At 75.1% G+C, this 16,082-nt stretch carries 12 protein-coding genes; 3 read left to right on the top strand and 9 right to left on the bottom strand.

Annotation, left to right across the window (positions count from 1 at the left end; genetic code table 11):
• Both OP86_RS38915 and OP86_RS30120 read right to left on the bottom strand, forming a co-directional pair.
• On the bottom strand, positions 1 to 2,606 hold a 2,606-nt coding region (locus OP86_RS38915), incomplete at its 3' end, for a DUF11 domain-containing protein (RefSeq protein WP_051830995.1).
• A gap of 180 nt (positions 2,607 to 2,786) precedes the next feature.
• Positions 2,787 to 3,530: a helix-turn-helix transcriptional regulator gene (locus tag OP86_RS30120; protein WP_030059310.1), complete on the bottom strand. Its 744-nt coding sequence runs from the start codon at positions 3,528 to 3,530 to the stop codon at positions 2,787 to 2,789.
• A 216-nt stretch (positions 3,531 to 3,746) separates the two neighbouring features.
• Here OP86_RS30120 and OP86_RS36970 point away from each other — a divergent pair, with 216 nt between their 5' ends.
• Both OP86_RS36970 and OP86_RS35315 read left to right on the top strand, forming a co-directional pair.
• The gene (locus OP86_RS36970; protein WP_030260410.1) at positions 3,747 to 5,174 is read left to right on the top strand and encodes a COG1470 family protein; all 1,428 of its coding nucleotides are present in this window, start codon (positions 3,747 to 3,749) and stop codon (positions 5,172 to 5,174) included.
• Positions 5,175 to 5,574: 400 nt separating this feature from the next.
• Positions 5,575 to 6,885, top strand: coding sequence for an eCIS core domain-containing protein (locus OP86_RS35315; protein ID WP_418952648.1), 1,311 nt, complete (start codon positions 5,575 to 5,577; stop codon positions 6,883 to 6,885).
• A 30-nt stretch (positions 6,886 to 6,915) separates the two neighbouring features.
• Here OP86_RS35315 and OP86_RS30105 read toward each other — a convergent pair whose 3' ends face one another.
• The 4 genes from OP86_RS30105 to OP86_RS30090 form a co-directional block, all read right to left on the bottom strand.
• A complete protein-coding gene (locus tag OP86_RS30105) occupies positions 6,916 to 7,695 on the bottom strand; it encodes a class I SAM-dependent methyltransferase (RefSeq protein ID WP_030059314.1) in 780 nt (259 codons plus the stop codon).
• Between the two features lie 50 nt (positions 7,696 to 7,745).
• Positions 7,746 to 8,459, bottom strand: coding sequence for a TetR/AcrR family transcriptional regulator (locus tag OP86_RS30100; protein WP_030059315.1), 714 nt, complete (start codon positions 8,457 to 8,459; stop codon positions 7,746 to 7,748).
• 65 nt (positions 8,460 to 8,524) lie between these two features.
• The gene (locus OP86_RS30095) at positions 8,525 to 9,247 is read right to left on the bottom strand and encodes a response regulator (RefSeq protein WP_030059316.1); all 723 of its coding nucleotides are present in this window, start codon (positions 9,245 to 9,247) and stop codon (positions 8,525 to 8,527) included.
• Positions 9,244 to 10,512: a sensor histidine kinase gene (locus OP86_RS30090; protein ID WP_030260403.1), complete on the bottom strand. Its 1,269-nt coding sequence runs from the start codon at positions 10,510 to 10,512 to the stop codon at positions 9,244 to 9,246. The genes OP86_RS30095 and OP86_RS30090 overlap by 4 nt, the downstream gene beginning before the upstream one ends.
• 334 nt (positions 10,513 to 10,846) lie before the next feature.
• On the opposite strand from OP86_RS30090, the gene OP86_RS30085 reads away from it, so the two are divergent.
• Positions 10,847 to 13,078, top strand: a complete 2,232-nt coding sequence (locus OP86_RS30085; protein WP_030260393.1) for an MMPL family transporter — start codon at positions 10,847 to 10,849, stop codon at positions 13,076 to 13,078.
• Between the two features lie 58 nt (positions 13,079 to 13,136).
• Here OP86_RS30085 and OP86_RS30080 read toward each other — a convergent pair whose 3' ends face one another.
• The 3 genes from OP86_RS30080 to OP86_RS30070 are packed head-to-tail and all read right to left on the bottom strand — an operon-like array spanning position 13,137 to position 15,912.
• Positions 13,137 to 13,709: a hypothetical protein gene (locus tag OP86_RS30080; RefSeq protein ID WP_030260391.1), complete on the bottom strand. Its 573-nt coding sequence runs from the start codon at positions 13,707 to 13,709 to the stop codon at positions 13,137 to 13,139.
• Complete coding sequence (locus tag OP86_RS30075; RefSeq protein ID WP_030059323.1) at positions 13,706 to 15,106, bottom strand: membrane protein; 1,401 nt, start codon at positions 15,104 to 15,106, stop codon at positions 13,706 to 13,708. The genes OP86_RS30080 and OP86_RS30075 overlap by 4 nt, the downstream gene beginning before the upstream one ends.
• Positions 15,103 to 15,912 carry an ABC transporter ATP-binding protein gene (locus tag OP86_RS30070; protein WP_030260388.1) on the bottom strand — a complete coding sequence of 270 codons (810 nt, stop codon included), beginning with the start codon at positions 15,910 to 15,912 and terminating at the stop codon, positions 15,103 to 15,105. Before OP86_RS30070 ends, OP86_RS30075 begins: the two co-directional genes overlap by 4 nt.
• Positions 15,913 to 16,082: the final 170 nt, after the last annotated feature.

The raw sequence follows: 16,082 nt of genomic DNA, 5'->3' as shown, positions 1-16,082 counted from the left end.
AAGACGGCATACGAGATTTCTGCCTGTCTCGTGGGCTCGGAGATGTGTATAAGAGACAGGCCGGACGGGGTCGGGGTCTCCGAAGCGGTCGGCGTCGGGGTCGGCGTCGGCGTCGGGGTCGGTGAGGGCGTCGGGGCGTCCAGTACCGGCAGGAGGGTCCGGGCGGAGTCGTCCTCGGGGTTCGGGTCGGCCACCGTCCCGGTGACGGTCCAGCCGAAGGGCTGGGTGCCGCTGCGGGTGCCGATCAGACGGGCGGTCACCCGCACCACCGCGTGCGGCGCCAGGGTGCCGAGGTCGCAGCGCAGCGCCCCGGCGTCGCACCGGCCGACCGGGGTGGTCAGCGCGCCGAGCCGGGCGCCGGTCGGCACCGAGGCCGTGAGGACGGTGCCGGGCGAGGGCGCGGGGCCCTTGTTGGTGACGGTGATCGTCACGTCGGTGCCGCCGTCGACGGGGACGGCGGGGGTGCGCTCGGGCGCGCTGAGCGCCAGGTCGACGGACTGCTGGACGGCCGGCTCCTTCTGGCGGCCCGGCAGCCGCCGGTCGAGCGGGGTGAGCGTGCGGGCGGCGAAGTCGTAGAGGGCCAGTCCTTCCGGCGAGTTCGGCGGCAGGGCGCGGCGGGTGGTGAGCACCAGCTGGGCGCTGTTCGCCGTCCAGGCGACGTCGCGGGGCTGGAACGGGCCGGTGTCGGAGGTGTCGGGCAGCGGGCGGGTGCAGGCGGCCCTGTCCCCGTCGAGCCCGGTGGGCAGGACCACCGTGCAGTCGCCGCCGGTGGGCGAGGTGACGAGCACGCCGTCCTGCCGGTTGTTCCCGCCGTCGCCGGCCTTGCGGTTGAAGGCGATGCGCCGGCCGTCGGGTGAGAACGCGGGACTGTCGTCGATGACGTTGCAGGCGCCCGGGCAGTTCGTCCGGCTCAGGTCGCTCTGCCGGGTGAGGTCGTCGGCGGGCACGGTCCACAGGTGCAGGTTGCCGGCGTTCCCGTTGACCACCGCGGTCCGGGAGAAGACGATCAGCTTGCCGTCGGGGGACCAGAAGGGCTGGCCGTCGGAGGCGCCCTCCTGGCCGGCCGGCGGCCGGACGGTGCCGACGATCGTCCCCGTGGAGACCTCGGCGATCAGGATCCGTCCGGGGCGTCCCGGTTCCTGGCCGGTGCCGGGGGTGTTGCGGCTGAACACGATCAGGCGGCCGTCCGGCGAGACGGACGGATCGGTGTCCCGGTCGAGCGGGCCGCGCCCGGCGAGGTTCATCGGGTGCGGGTTCGCGCCGTCGGCGTCGGCCAGCCAGATCCGCTGGATCCGCCCGGCCGGTGAGTCCTCGTAGCGGGTGACGACGATCTGCCGGCCGTCGGGCGTGTAGGTCTGCCGCTCGTACCACGGGTCGTAGCCGGGGCGGGGGTGGAAGAGCGGGTCGGCCGCCGGGTCGGGATTCGTGTTGGCGCCGGCGGCCGGGTCCTCCCGGAGCACGCTGATGCCCAGGTCGCGCGGGTCGCCGCCGTCGGGGCGGACGTCCTGGACGTCGGCGATGTTCGCGGCGGCGGCGCTGGTCTGCTCGACCACCGGGCCGCCCTCGTTCTGGGTGCCCAGCCAGGTCGGCGTGGCGGTCAGCCGGTCGGCCCGGTAGAGCAGTTGGGGCGGGTTGCAGTCGCAGGTCGGCGCCCGGTACAGGTTCACCACCGGCGGCTGGGTCGGGTCGGGCTGCGGGCTCGGGTTGTTGGGGTCGAGCAGGTCGGCGCTGAGGAAGAGCACCCCGCTGCCGTCGGCCAGCCAGGCGGCGGAGCCGGTCTTCCAGGTGGAGCCGGTGCCGGGGAAGAACGCCTTGTCGCCGCCGGTGGGCGAGGTGAGCATCAGGGTCCGGCCCTGGTCGGCGCCCTTGTCCCAGGTGTAGACGATCTGGTTGCGGTGCGCGTCGTCGTTCACCGGGTTCCAGGTCGGGTCGACGGCGTCCCCGGTGGCCACGTCGGTGACCTTGACGGGCGCGCCGCCGGTGAACGGCCGCAGGTAGATCTGGCGGTGGGACGGTTCGCCGGTGCAGGAGTACGCGATCCACTTGCCGTCGGGCGAGACCGTCGGGTGGGTCTCGTCGGCCGCGCCGTCGGTGATCCTGCGCAGTCCGCTGCCGTCCCGGTTGACCGCCCACAGGACGTTCTGTGAGGTGCCGTCGGCACGGGGCTCCAGCGACTCGAAGACCACGCCCCTGCCGTCCGGGGCCAGCGCGGGGTGGGCGGTGTCCATGCCGGTGGTGAGCCGGTGCACCGCGCCGGCCGCGTCGCGCAGGTAGACCTGGGGCAGCGGGCCGTCGCGCAGGCTGGTGAAGACCAGTTCGCCGCCGCGGGCCGAGGGGTCCCGGTCGAAGTGGACCGGGCCGGGCCCGAAGAGCGGGGTGCTGGACTCCGCGCCGTTCACCCGGCCGAGGCCGCGGTGGTTCGTGCCGGCGAAGACGATCCGCCCGGCGGCCGGGTCGGCCACCGCGGCCGGGCCCGCGGGGACGCCCTGCCCGCCGGGGGCGGCGGTGCCCAGGGTCACCACGGCGGCGGCCAGCGCGAGCAGCACCGCGACGGCGGCCCGGGCCGGCCGCCGGATGGAACGGGGAGTGCCGGGGGCGCCGATCACGCTCGACCTCACAGGTTGGCAGGGGCGGTCTCCCCGGCAGTCTCCCCGGCCCGGGTGCCCGGGAACAGGGCCCGGGTGCCCGAGCCGGGGGTAACGACCGGTGTCCCGGAAGGGCAGGCCGCCGGGGGCGGACCGGTACGGCCGCGGGGGCCTGCACGACTGCCGGGGCGGGGGCCGCTCTCAGATCAGACCGCGCCGCATGGCGTACCCCACGGCGTGCGCCCGGTTGCGCAGGCCCAGCCTCGTGATGATCTCGTGCAGCACGTTCTTGACGGTGCGTTCGGAGTACGAGGTCTTGGCGGCGATCTCGCTCGTGTCGAAGCCCTCGGCGACCAGCCGGAGCATCTCCGCCTCCCGGGCCGTCAGGGTCGACAGGGTCAGGCCCCGCCCGTCGAGCATGGTGCGCTGGAGCATCCCGATCCGGTCGAGCAGTTCACCGAGCAGGTCCCCGGGCATCACGCCCTCCCCGTTGGCCAGGGCGGTGATCAGGTGCACCAGCCGGTCCTGGTCCGCCTCCGAGCGGCGCAGCACGGCGGCGACGCCGTACTCGACGATCGTCTGCAGCCCGCCGGCCTCGAAGTGGCCCACCACCAGGCCTATGCGGCCCGAGGTGGCGAGCCGCAGCCGGCGCAGGTGCTCGGCCACCGCCTCGGTCAGGGCGTCGACCACCAGCAGGGAGACCTCGGCCCGTGCCGCGTCGGCCTCGCTCAGCAGCTCCACCTCGGGCCGCTGGCGCAGCTGTTGGACGACGCCGGTCTGCAGGATGATGTCCTCCGCGTACACCGCCACGGGCACCTGGGCCGGCTTGCCGCGCTCCTGGGCGGGGGCGCCGGGCCCGGCCGGACGGGCGCTGCCGGAGCGTGGTGCCACCACCGTTCGCCGGGTGGTGACGGTTTCCTCACGGGCTGTGTCGGTCGACGTCATCGACTGCTCCAATTCTTCAGTGGTACCGAGGGTGTCCGCGGCCTGCCACCGCGGGGTGGTGCCGGCCCTGGGGCCGGGTGGTGCGGGCGCCGGTCTCGCGCGGTGCACCGCGACGGGGCCGGGCAAGGCCGGTCCGTCCGCACGGGCAAGGGGCGTGCCCACAGCTTGCCCGCACGGCCCTCTCCCCGGACCGTCCGACAGGCCTACCGTCACGCTATGACCACATCCGCCGAACTCGGCCTGCCCGCACTGACGGTGGCGCCCGGTGGCGTGGCCACCACGACCCTGACGGTACGCAACGACCTCGACATCGTTGAGGCGTACTCGCTGGAGGTGGTCGGCGACTGCGCCGCCTGGACGACGGTCGAGCCGGCCCGGGTCTCCCTCTATCCGGGGACGTCCGAGACGGTGACGGTGCGCCTGGCTCCCCCGCGTTCGCCGAGTTCGCGGGCCGGGGAGTTCCCCCTCGGCATCCGGGTGCTGCCGGCCGAGCACCCCGAGCTGGTGACGGTCCCGGAGGCCACGGTCACCGTGACGCCGTTCCGGGAGCTGCAGGCCGCGCTCGCGCCGCGCCGCCGCCGCGGCTGGCTGCGCGGGCGGTACCGGGCCTCGGTGCGCAACCTCGGGAACACTCCCGGCACCGTGCTCCTGACTCCCGGTCAGGCCGGGGAGGACCTGCGGTTCCGGACCACCCCGGAGCGGCTGCGCCTCGAACCCGGCGAGTCCGGCGAGCTGCGGCTGCAGGCGCGCACCCGCAAGCTGATCTGGTTCGGCAAGCAGGCCTCCTGGCCGTTCGAGGTCACGGTGGGCCCGGAGGAGGGCGCGGCCGACAAGGGGCCGGGCGGGGCCGCTTCGGACGGCAAGGCGCCGGACGCCAAGGCATCGGACGGCAAGGCGCCGGCCGGGACCGCTCCGGCCGCTCCGACCGCCCCGGCCGAAGCTCCGACGGCCCTTCAGCGGCCTGTCCTGGAGGGCGAGTTCGTCCAACTTCCGATCTTCCCCAGGTGGCTGCTCGCGCTCCTGGCGCTGCTGCTCGCACTGCTGCTGGCCTGGTTCGCCCTGGTCCGCCCGGCGGTGCGCAGCTCCGCGAAGCAGGCGGCCGAGCAGGCCGTCGCCCAGCAGAGCGCCACCCCGGCGCCGCCCGCCGGCACCCCCGAGGGCGGTGCGCCGACGGCCCCCTCCGGCAACGGCACCGGCGGCCCGGCCAAGCCGGGATCCGGGCAGCCGAGCACCGGCGGCCGCACCCCCGGCCCGGGCGGCCTGACGGTGCCGGGTACGGGACAGCAGAGCTCCGCCACGATCGACGTGCAGACCGCGAACGGGGCCGCCGCGGCGGGCAGTTACCAGGTGCCACACGACAAGGTCTTCGACATCACGGACATCGTCGTCGCCAACTTCCAGGGCGACCAAGGGCTGGTGACCATCACGGCCGGGAACCAGACGATCACCACCATCGCCTTGGAGACCTTCCGCAACCAGGACTACCACTGGGTGACTCCCATCCAGGTCCCCGGGGACCAGGCAGTGACGGCGAGCGTGACCTGCGAGTCACCGGGCACCCCGGCCTCGGGCAAGCAGGCGGGCACGTGCCACGAACTCCTCAACATCAGCGGGACGCTGAGCGATCTCAGGCAGGGGAACTGATTCGGCGTGCAGGGCGGCCTTCCCTCTCCGGGCAACCGGACCGGAACGGTGCGCCGGATGCCCCCGAAATGTCAACGGGCCCGTCCATCCGAATCGACCCGTTCGTCTCCGTGATCTCCCCCTCCCGTATCTCCTCTCACATCCCGTGACCATGTCAACACCCACCGGACACCCGCGGCTGGTCCGGCCACCCGCCGACCACGCGCCCGCGGCCCGGCCGGGCCCGTACCAGCCGGGCCGGGCTGCCCTCCCGGGGTAGCCCGGCTGCCCCTGACGGACAGTCAGCCCGTCCCCCGGGGACGGCGAAGTCTGCCCCGGCGTCGCCCCGCAGGCGGGAGTTCGGAGACCGGCCCTTGGGCGGCGTGCCAGGGCCCGCCCCAGGAGGAAGGAACCGATCGCCGTGCGCGCTCACGAACCGCAGAGGCGGGCCGACCACGGCCACGCCCCCACCGCCACCCGCCCGGTGCGGCCGGGCCCGGGGGCCGGTACCGCCCACGCCCTGCAGCGGACGATCGGCAACGCCGCGGTGACCCGCCGGATCGAGCGGGCGCGGCAGGGCTCCGCCGGGCAGGACGAACTGCCCCTGCAGCGCTCCCTGGTGCACGAGGTGCTGCGGACCGCCGGGCGGCCGCTGGACGGGACGACCCGCCGCGAGATGGAGTCCCGCCTCGGGGCCGACTTCTCCGACGTACGGCTGCACACCGGCAGCACCGCCCGCGCCTCCGCGGCCGAGGTCGGCGCCCGCGCCTACACCTCCGGCAACCACGTGGTGCTCGGCGAGGGCGGCGGCGACCGGCACACCCTGGCGCACGAGCTCACCCACGTCATCCAGCAGCGCCAGGGGCCCGTCCCCGGCACCGACCGCGGCGACGGCCTGCGGGTCTCCGACCCGGCCGACCGCCAGGAACGCGAGGCGGAGGCCAACGCCGTCCGCGCCCTGTCGGCCCCGCTCGACCGCGTCGGCCGGGAGGAGGCGCCCGCCGGGGCCGGCCCGGGCCCGGGCACCCGCGCCGGGGAGGCGGTGCAGCGGATGCCTCCCAAGCGGGACGCGGAGACCGCCGGCGTCCGGGGCAACAGCCCGCCCGCGGGGCGGCGGCGCACCCGGGGCGCGGCCCGCGCGGAGAACCTCGACCTCAACCGGCCCGTCCTGGAGTTCGAGTCGGAGTACGAGGGGCCGGCCAGCCAGAAGCTGCACTCCTCCCAGAGCATCGGCTTCCGGCAGGTGGCCCGGCTGAAGAACCCGCCCGGCGCCCCGCAGCGGGTCTCCAGCAACTACCACTTCTGGCAGGAGGTCTCCGACTCCAGCGTGCAGGTCATCGAGTCGGACAAGGGGTTGAAGGAGCACGCGTCCAACCGCACGTGGGTGCAGGACGGCCCCTACAAGCCGCGCTACACCAGCGAGGTCATCAACGACACGCAGGACCGGATCGAGTTCAACGACAACCCCGGCTTCTCCACCACGGTGGCGATGACCTCCGGGTACTGGCTGAAGGCCTACACCGTCTCGTTCCGCTGGAACGTCGCCCGGAACACGGGCACCTGGAACCGGGGCATGCCGTGCTGGACCAGCCCGGAGGTCAGCCACACCCTGGTCTCGGAGTTCGACCCCGCCGACCCCGAGAAGGACGCCCCGATCACCGCGCGGCCGGCCGGGGAATTCACCTGGAACATCGACCTGTCCGCGGTGGCCGCCGAGGCGGAGGGCGACTGACCTCCGCCCTCCCGCCCCCGGCGGCACACCTCAGAGCCGCCGGACGCGCAGCACCGCCGTCAGCATCGGCAGGGTGAACTCGCCGTGGGCAGTCTCCGGCCGGTCCGCCAGGAAGGCGCGGATCCGGCCCAGCGCGGCCTCCCGTTCCCGCTCCGGCATGACCAGCACGCCCGCCCGCGTGGCGAGGGTCGCGACCAGGGAGTCGGCGGTGCGGCGCTGCCCGTGCGGGAACACGGACTGCTCCGGCGAGCCGAACCGGGCAGGCCCGCCGGACTTCGGCAGGTGCATCTCCGCCGTCTCGGCACGCCAACTCGCGGGCGTGTCACGCGGACCGACGGCCGCGCTCCCGCTCACCCGCGCGAGCCCGGCGACCCACTCGACCCCGTCGTCCAGGACGTTCCACAGGCCGGCCAGCACACCGCCAGGCGCCAGGACTCGGGCGATCTCGGGCCCCGCGACGGCCATGTCGAACCAGTGCATGGCGTTGCCGGACAGCACGGCGTCGACGGACCCGTCCGGCAACGGGATCGCCTCCGCACTGCCCGCCAGGGCGCGGACGCCCGGCAGTGAGCGGCGCAGCTCGGCCAGCATCGCCGGGTCGGGCTCGACGGCAAGGACCTCGGCGCCCGAGGCGACCAGCCCGGCGGTCAACTTGCCCGTTCCGGCGCCGAGATCGAGCACGCGCGGGCCGGGCGCGGCTGCCAGCGCCCAGCGCACCGCGGCCTGCGCGTAGTCCGGACGGTGTTCGGCGTAGGCGGCCGCCGCCGCGCCGAACGACGAGGCGTGGATTGAGCGTTCATCCTGATCCATCCGGTCACACTACCGGCGCCGCCCCGCAGGCGGGAGTTCGAAGACAGGCCCTACCGGCGCGCGAGCCCGTCCAGCATCGACTCGACGGTGAAGTCGAAGCGTTCGTGGCCCGCTCCCGCGGTGAGTTCGGCGGCGTGGCGCCTGATCTGCGCAAAGGTGTCCGGCAACGCGGAGAAGCGGCTGCGCAGTTCGTCGCGGCTGATGCCCCGTTCGCTGCCGGGGTGGCCGCGCAGGGAGGCTTCGAGGGTGTAGGCGTTGACGTAGAGCAGCAGGGAGTCGATGCCCCAGGCGGCGGCCTGCGGGGCGACGCCGCCGGCGAGCAGGACGGCGAGCATCCCCTCGGCGAGGCGCAGCGTGTCCTCGTTGGTGGGGGCGGCGGCGAGCGCGGCCCGGGAGATGCCGGGGTAGCGCAGGTACTGGTCGCGCAGCCGGGTGCAGACGCCGGTGATCTGCTCCCGCCAGGCGGTCGGGTCCGGCGCGGGCAGGTCGATCTCCGCGCAGAGGCGGCCGATGAGCAGCTCGCCCAGGTCCTCCTTGTTGACGACGTGGGCGTAGAGCGACGCCGGCCCGGTGTCCAGGGCGGTGGCCACCCGGCGCATGGTCAGGGCCTCGTAGCCCTCCTGCGCCACGATGTCGAGTGCCGCGTCGACGACGGCGTCCACCGTGATCGGTTTCGCCCGCCGCCCCCGCGCCGGCGGTGTGCCCGCCTCGGCGTCGGGCCGGAGGTGCCGCGCTGCGCGCCGTTGCTGGGGGGTGGGTGGCATGGCCCGAGCGTACCGGACGGACGAACCGCGTTCCGTGCCGGACGAACAGTGTTCCCCCGGCTCGGTCAGCGGGGCCGCTCCCCGGCGGCCGCGCGGGCGGTGACCAGGCCCGACTCGTAGGCCGCGATGACCGCCTGGGCGCGGTCACGGACGGCGAGCTTGTCGAAGATGCTGGTGATGTGGTTCTTGACCGTGGAGAGACTGAGCTCCAGGGCGCCGGCGATCCCGGCGTTGTCGAGGCCCGCGGCCATCAGCCGCCACACCTCGACCTCCCGCGGGGTGAGTCCGTCCACGCCGGTGGGGGCCGGCTGCGCACCGCCGGGTGCCCGGACGTAGGTGGAGATCAGCCGGGTGAGCAGGCGCGGCGCGACGACGGCCTCGCCGGCGCGGACGGTGCGGATCGCGGCGCTCAGCTCCTCCGGGGAGCTGTCCTTGGGCAGGAAGCCGTAGGCTCCGGCGCGCAGGGCGCCCACCACGTACTCGTCGAGGTCGAAGGTGCTGAGGGCCAGCACCCGGCATTCGGGCACGGCGGCGGCGAGTTCCCTGGTCGCGCCGACCCCGTCGAGGACGGGCATCCGGATGTCCATCACCACGACGTCCGGGCTCAGCCGGCGGGCCAGGGCGACGGCCTGCGCGCCGTCCTCGGCCTCGCCCACCACCTCGAAGTCCGGCTCCGGGGAGAGGATCAGCGTCAGGCCGCGCCGGACGAGCGGCTGGTCGTCCGCGATCAGCACCCTGGTCCTCTCCGGCGTCGGCCCGTTGCCCGCCGTCGGCCCGTTGCCCGTCATCGGTGTGCTCCCTCGTGCCGGACGGCCGCCTCGGCCGCCTCGTCGGTCTCGTCGGTGCCCAGTGGCAGGTCCGCCACCACGGCGAACCCCCCGCCGGTCCGCGGGCCGGCGCTGAGCGTGCCGCCGTGCAGGGCGACCCGCTCCCGCATCCCGATCAGGCCGTATCCGCCGGGGCCGCCCTCGCCCGGGCGCACCGTCGACGCCTCCTGCGGCGGCCCGCCGGCGCCGTCGTCCCGCACCTCGACGGTGACCCGGTCCCGACCGTACGTCAGCAGCACGGACGCCCGGGCGGCCCCCGCGTGCTTGCGGGCGTTGGTGAGGGCCTCCTGGACGATCCTGAACACCGCGAGGCCGACGGTCGGCGGCAGCGGGCGCTGCGGCCCGAGGACGCCGAACTCGGTCGGCAGTCCGGCCGAGCGGGACTCCGCGACCAGCCGGTGGAGGTCCTCCGCTCCGGGCTGGGGCAGCGGCGGCGCGGCCTCCGGTTCGTCGTCCGCGCGCAGCACGTCGAGGAGTTGGCGCATCTCGCGCAGCGCGAGCCGCCCGGAGGCCTCCAGGGTGACCAGGGCCTCCCGGGCCACCTCCGGGTCGGCCAGGTTCGCCCGGGCCCCGCCCGCCATCAGCTGCATGGTGGTGATGTGGTGGGCCACGATGTCGTGCAACTCCCGTGCGATGCGGCGGCGTTCGTCGGCGACCGCGCGGTCGGCGAGCAGCCTGCGGTTGGCCGCCACCTCGCGCTGCCACCGGTTGACGACCAGGGCGGCGCCGACCACGATCAGCGCGGACAGCGGCGGGTTGACGGCCTCCTGCCAGGGCGGCAGCCGGCCGCCGCTCTGGCTCAGCGCCATCAGCACCGCCGTCGCGGCGACCGCGGCCGCCGTCACCCGCCCCGGGCAGGCCCTGGCGACGGTGTACAGGGCGACCATCAGGACGGCGCCGAAGTGGCCGGACAGCGGCACGGTCAGGGTGGCCGTCGCATCGAGGACCAGGACGGCGGCGAGTGCGGCCACCGGGTGGCGGCGCCGGGCGAGCAGCGGCACCGCCGCCAGCGCGACGAGGAGGACGCCGGCCACGGTCACGTCGTCCCGGCCGTCGGAGCCGTTGGGTCCGTTGGTGCCGTCGAAGAACACGTAGCTGAGCAGGTTGATCGCGCAGGCCCCGCCGGTCACGAGCGCGTCGGTGCGGGACCACGGCGCCTCGCCGCCGCCGGCGCCGTACGGCGGCTCCCCGGCATCGCCGGATCCGCCGGGTCGGCTGCTGAGCATGACTGTTCCCCCCTGTGTCCGGCCCCGGTTCGGTGGCCCCGGTTCGGTGGGTCCGTGGCCCTGGTCCACGGCCCGCCCTCGTGGCCCGCCCTCCGTGGCCCGCCCTCCGTGGACAGGGTTGCACAGCGGCCGCGGTGGCGGCACCGGCGGCTGCAGGTCAGGGCCCGGACCCAGGACCAGGGTCCTGGTCGCCGACCGGGGAGGGGGCCCAGGGCCCCGGCCCGGATCCTCCGCCGCCACGACGCCCGCCGCCCCCTCGAAGTGATGGTCTGGAAGCCGGCCGGGAGCACCCGGCAGACACACCCGCACTCGCATCCGTCCGACGGAGGACACCGTGATCCGCGCCCTGACCGGGTACTCGACCCGACACCCCTGGAAGGTCATCGCCCTGTGGGTGGTGCTCGGTGTCGCACTGGGAGGCCTGGCCCCGACCCTGATGGCCCGGGTGACCCAGCACCAGACCGGGGACTTCCTGCCCCGCAGCTACGACTCGGCCGCCGCGCTGCGGATCGCCGAGGAGCGGTTCGGGCTGGACCCGGACGCCACCACGGTGACGGTGCTGGTCGCCCGGTCCGACGGCAAGGCCCTCGGGGTCGCCGACCAGCAGCGGATCGAGGCCGAGGCGGCGAAGCTGGCCCAGCGCCGGGTGGCCATGCCCCGGAAGGACGACACACCGGCGTTCCTGGTCCCGGACCGCTCCCAGACGCCGCGGATCGCCCCGGCGATGACGGCCCCCGACCGGAGCTTCGAGCTGCTCTCCGTCCAACTGACCGGGAATCCCTCGGACACCGGGGTCCAGGGCGTCTACCGGACGTTCCGGGACGCCGCCCGGGCACAGTTCGCCGAGGCGGGGCTGCGCACCGGCTTCACCGGAGGGCTCGCCGACACCGTCGACACCACCGACGCCCACGAGACCGCCGCGACGGTCGGCAGCGCCCTCGTCATGGGGCTGATCGTCGTCCTCAACGTGCTGGTGTTCCGCAGCGTCCTGGCGGCCGTGCTGCCGCTGCTCGCCGTCGCCATGATCGGCGGTGTGGCGGCGGGAGCCGTCGCCGGGTCCGCGATGCTCTCCGGGCACAAGCTCGACCCGGGCACCCCGGGGCTGATCAACGTCGTCCTGCTCGGCATCGGCATCGACTACCTGCTCTTCCTGCTGTTCCGCTTCCGCGAGCAGCTGCGGGCCCGGCCCGGGCAGCCGCCCCGCGAGGCGGCCGCACAGGTCTGCGGCCGGGTGGGGGTCGCGATCACCTCGGCGGCCCTGACCATCGTGGCCGCGTTCGCGACCCTGGGCCTGGCGACCTTCGGTCAGTTCCGCTCGCTGGGCCCGGCGATCGCCGTCGCCGTCCTGGTGATGCTGCTCGGCAGCCTCACCCTGCTGCCGGCCGTCCTCGCGGCCGCCGGGCGCAGGATGTTCTGGCCCTCGCGGGCCCTGCGCCGCGAGCCGCCCGCCGGCCGGGCGGCCCGCCTCGGTGCGCTGGTCACCCGACGGCCGCTGGCCATGCTGGCCGCCTCCGTCGCCCTGCTCGCCGCGCTGGCCGCCGGGCTGACCGGCATCCGGATGGACTACGGCCGGGGCGACTCCGGCGAGCGGACCGCCGCCGCGGCCACCGCGGCCGAGATCTCCCGCGCGCTGCCGGCCGGCGTGTCGGACCCGACCAGCGTCTTCGTCACCGCCACGGACGGCGCCACTCTCACCGCCGAGGCGCTCGACGGCCTCTCCCGCGCGCTCACCCGGGTCGACGGCGTGGGCCAGGTCGCGCCGACCGTCCTGAGCGGGGACCACCGGGCCGCCCGGATCGACCTCTACCCCACCGCCGACCCGCAGAGCCGGCAGGCCCGGGACCTGGTCGCCGGACCGGTCCGGGCCGCCGTCGCCGGGCACACGCCCGCCGGGACGACGGCGCACGTCGGCGGAACGGCCGCGGTCTTCGCCGACGTGTCGACGGCCGTCGACCACGACCTGAGGATCGTGTTCCCGGTCGCGGCCGCGCTGATCGCGCTGATCCTCCTGCTGCTCCTGCGCAGCCTGCTCGCCCCGCTCGTGCTGATGCTCGCCGTCGGGCTCGGCTTCGCCGCCACCCTGGGCGCCGCCACCCTGGTGTTCCAGCACGCCCTCGGCGAACCGGGCGTCAACTTCACCCTCCCGCTGGTGCTGTTCCTGTTCGTCGTGGCGCTGGGCACCGACTACAACATCCTGATCAGCGACCGGATCCGGGAGGAGATGCGGCGGCCGGGCCCGGCCCGCGCCGCCGTGGCCCGCGCGGTGCGCCACACGGCGCCGGCCGTCGCGACGGCCGGCCTGGTGCTGGCCGGCTCCTTCGCCACCCTGGCCACGACACCGGGAAGCGAACAGGTCGCCTTCGCGCTGGCGCTCGGCATCATGCTCTCCGCGCTCGTCCTCTCGCTCGTCCTGGTCCCCGCGCTGGCCGCGCTCCTCGGCCGCGCCCTCTGGTGGCCGGTCCGCCCCCGGCCCGCCGCGGACGACCACCCGCGGCACCGTACGACCGCGGCCGCCCCGCACCCGGAGGCCCCGGACCCGGTCACGGCACCCCTCGGGGGCGCGTGACCTCGGGCCCGGGGCGGGGACGGGAACGGGGTCCGGGGCGGGGGCGGGAACGGGCCCGCTACCGCCTCGGGCCCGCCACGGCGTACAGCACGGTGCCGGTCACCAGCAGGCCCCAGGCCATCCAGGCGGACGCCGCCGTACCGGGAGGGAAGATCATCCAGTTGACCAGCTCTCCCACGGTCCCGTCCGGAGTCGGGACGAGGAGCGTGTACCCGAACCAGCCGGTCGGCAGCGTCCACGCGAACTGCGCCCCGAACAGCACCGCCCCCAGCGCGGCCAGGCCGACCAGGCCCGCACTGTCCCGGACGACGACCTCGGCGGGGGCGAGCGCCACGCCCGCCACCCGGACCGCGAGCAGTGCCGCACCGGCGGCCGCACCGATCAGCAGCACGTGCGCCGCCCGCCGGGGCGCCCACCGGATCGCGGCCGTCCGTTCCAGCACCACGTCCTGCCCGCCGAGCCCGACGGACGCGGCCGCCACGTTCGCGGTGAGCACCAGGACCGCGACCCCCAGGGCCGACGGGCCCAGGCCGTCCTGGTTGCAGGCCCACGCCGCCAGGGCGACGAGCAGGACCGCGGCGGCCGAGGCGGGCACCTGCCGTGACCGCGCGTACAGGGTCAGCCACCTCATCGGGACGCCTCCCCCGCCAGGACCGGAAGCCGGTAGTAGGTCGTGCAGGCGAGCATGGCGCCGTGCAGCTCGGCGATCCGCGCGCGCTGCTCGGCCGGCGGCAGCGCCGTCAGCGTCTGCCAGGCCGCGTCGGCGGTCGCCCAGACCTTGAGCGAGTACGCGTCGCCGCCCTTCTCCCCCAGCGGCTGGAGCAGGGGGTCACGGAGGGCCCAGCTGGTGGCGAGGCTCTGGGCGGCGACGTCGGCGCCTCCTCCGCCCTCCCGGTCGCTGTTCCCGTAGCAGTTCGGCGCCAGGCCCTGGGCGATCAGCGCGCGGGTCAGCTTCTCACCCGTCGCATCGGCGAACAGCCGCTCGTCGAAGTCGACCAGCACCACGTCGCCGGAGAGTTCGCGTGCGTCGCCGAGCGCGCGCAGCGCGGTGTCCTCCCGTACCGAGGTCGGCGCCCGGTCGCCCAGCACGTCGTGCAGGACGCGCAGCGCCTCCTTGCCGCGCAGCGCGAGCTCGGGCAGGTGGGAGCGGTTCGCCCGGGTCACGCACACCGGTCCGTCGCAGGCCGGGGCCGCGGCGGCCTTGTCGACGACGTAGGTGTCGCGCGCGGCGCCCGGGAACACCAGCAGGGCCAGGGCGGCGCCGGCCAGGACGGGGACCACCGCGAGCAGCCGGGCCCGGCGGGTCGTGGCCGACAGCAGCGCGAAGCCGGTGGCGAGCAGACCGAGCAGCCAGAGCGTCTGGCCGAGGTGCACGGAACCGGCGAGCGTCAGCAGCATCTGCCGCGGCTCCACCGTCGCCGGGGACAGCTGGACGAGCCGGGTCGGCGCGATGCTCGACGGCAGCGCCCCGCTGCTGCTCTGCCGCAGGAGCATGCCGGTCACCATGAGGACGAGCACCACCAGGGCCGGCGGGGTGAACACCGAGGGCAGGGCCCGCACGACGCCCATGCCGAACACGGCCCCCGCGACCAGGGCCAGCAGCGCCACCAGCGAGATCGGCAGCCACCCCAGGTGCGTGTAGGTGGTGGCGCCGAACGCCACCTGGACTCCGCCCACCAGCACCAGCAGACCGAAGCCCACCGCCAGGACGAGCGCCATCGCCCCGGCCGGCAGCGCCGCACGGCGCCAGACCGGCAGCGGCGTGGTCACCAGCAGTTCGGCCGTCCGGGAGCGGGAATCGCGCAGCCCGTACACCGCGCCCATGCCCACCACCAGCGGCCACCAGAACGCCAGCAGGTACCGGGTCCACATGGCCATGGACGTCCACTGGGCCGTCCACCCCGCGGCGCCCTTCCACCAGATCCCGTCGATCGGGAGGAAGACCGCCAGGCTGCCGGCCAGGACGACGAGACCGGGCCACGGGGCGACGGAACGCCGCAGCTCCGTCCGCAGGACACGTCCGTTCACCAGGTGCCTCCCGGTCGGCCGGAGGTGCGCAGCAGCGCCGAGTAGCCGCGCTCCAGGGGGCTGTCGCCCGGGTGCTCGGCGCTGCCCGCCGCGGCCAGGTCGTCCGGCGTGCCCTGGAAGACGAGGCGGCCGTCGGCGAACAGCACCACGTCGGAGCAGGCGGCCGCGACGTCCTCGACCAGGTGGGTGGAGACGACCACGCAGGTGTCGCGGCCCAGTTCCTGCAGCAGCTCGCGGAAGCGCAGCCGCTGCGCCGGGTCCAGGCCGGCCGTCGGCTCGTCCAGCAGCAGCAGCGCGGGGTCGTTGACGATGGCCTGGGCGATGCCGGCCCGCCGCACCATGCCGCCGGACAGGGTCTTCATCCGGTGGTCGGCGCGGTCCGCCAGGCCCACCCGTTCCACGGCCCGCTGGACGGCCGCGGGGATGTCCGCCTTCGGGACCTCCTTCAACCAGGCCATGTACTCGACGAACTCACGGACCGTGAAGCGCTTGTAGTAGCCGAAGTCCTGCGGCAGGTAGCCGATCCGGCGACGCAGGGCCCGGTGGTCGCCGATCCCGCCCGCGGCGGTGCCGAGCAGCTCCAGTTCGCCCTCGGTGGGGCGCAGCACGGTGGCCAGGGTCCGGATCAGGGTGGTCTTGCCGGCCCCGTTGGGCCCCAGCAGGCCGTGGGCGCCGGTGCCCAGGGAGAGGTCGAGCCCGTCGACGGCCATCTTCTTCCGGCCGACCCGAACTCTCAGGCCGCTGGCCCGGATCTCCCAGGCGTAGGTCTTCGGCGCGGTGTCGGCCGCGCTCGTCATGGGCGTCATGCAGTGGTCCCTTTCGAGGGTCGGGGGTGGAGGGTCGGGGGTCGGGGTTCGAAGGTCGGGTTTCGGGGGTCGTGAAGTTCCCCCACTGAGCTGGACAGCCTGATACTGGGACGGATGGTCCCGGAGGAAGCAGTCCAGGTAGTGAGTGGCAAGAGCAACATGAGCAAGCG

Source organism: Streptomyces novaecaesareae (assembly GCF_000716875.1).
Lineage (GTDB): Bacteria > Actinomycetota > Actinomycetes > Streptomycetales > Streptomycetaceae > Kitasatospora > Kitasatospora novaecaesareae.
The sequence above is the reverse complement of the archived record's forward strand: the minus strand, read 5'-3'. Positions and strand labels throughout refer to the sequence as shown.

Excerpts from the sequence above, each read along its gene's own strand:
- OP86_RS30080 (WP_030260391.1), bottom strand. The coding sequence starts at position 13,709 with ATGAGGTGGCTGACCCTGTACGCGCGGTCACGGCAGGTGCCCGCCTCG.
- OP86_RS30090 (WP_030260403.1), bottom strand. The coding sequence starts at position 10,512 with ATGCTCAGCAGCCGACCCGGCGGATCCGGCGATGCCGGGGAGCCGCCG.
- OP86_RS30100 (WP_030059315.1), bottom strand. The coding sequence starts at position 8,459 with ATGCCACCCACCCCCCAGCAACGGCGCGCAGCGCGGCACCTCCGGCCC.
- OP86_RS30120 (WP_030059310.1), bottom strand. The coding sequence starts at position 3,530 with ATGACGTCGACCGACACAGCCCGTGAGGAAACCGTCACCACCCGGCGA.
- OP86_RS36970 (WP_030260410.1), top strand. The coding sequence starts at position 3,747 with ATGACCACATCCGCCGAACTCGGCCTGCCCGCACTGACGGTGGCGCCC.
- OP86_RS30095 (WP_030059316.1), bottom strand. The coding sequence starts at position 9,247 with ATGACGGGCAACGGGCCGACGGCGGGCAACGGGCCGACGCCGGAGAGG.
- OP86_RS30105 (WP_030059314.1), bottom strand. The coding sequence starts at position 7,695 with ATGGATCAGGATGAACGCTCAATCCACGCCTCGTCGTTCGGCGCGGCG.
- OP86_RS30070 (WP_030260388.1), bottom strand. The coding sequence starts at position 15,912 with ATGACGCCCATGACGAGCGCGGCCGACACCGCGCCGAAGACCTACGCC.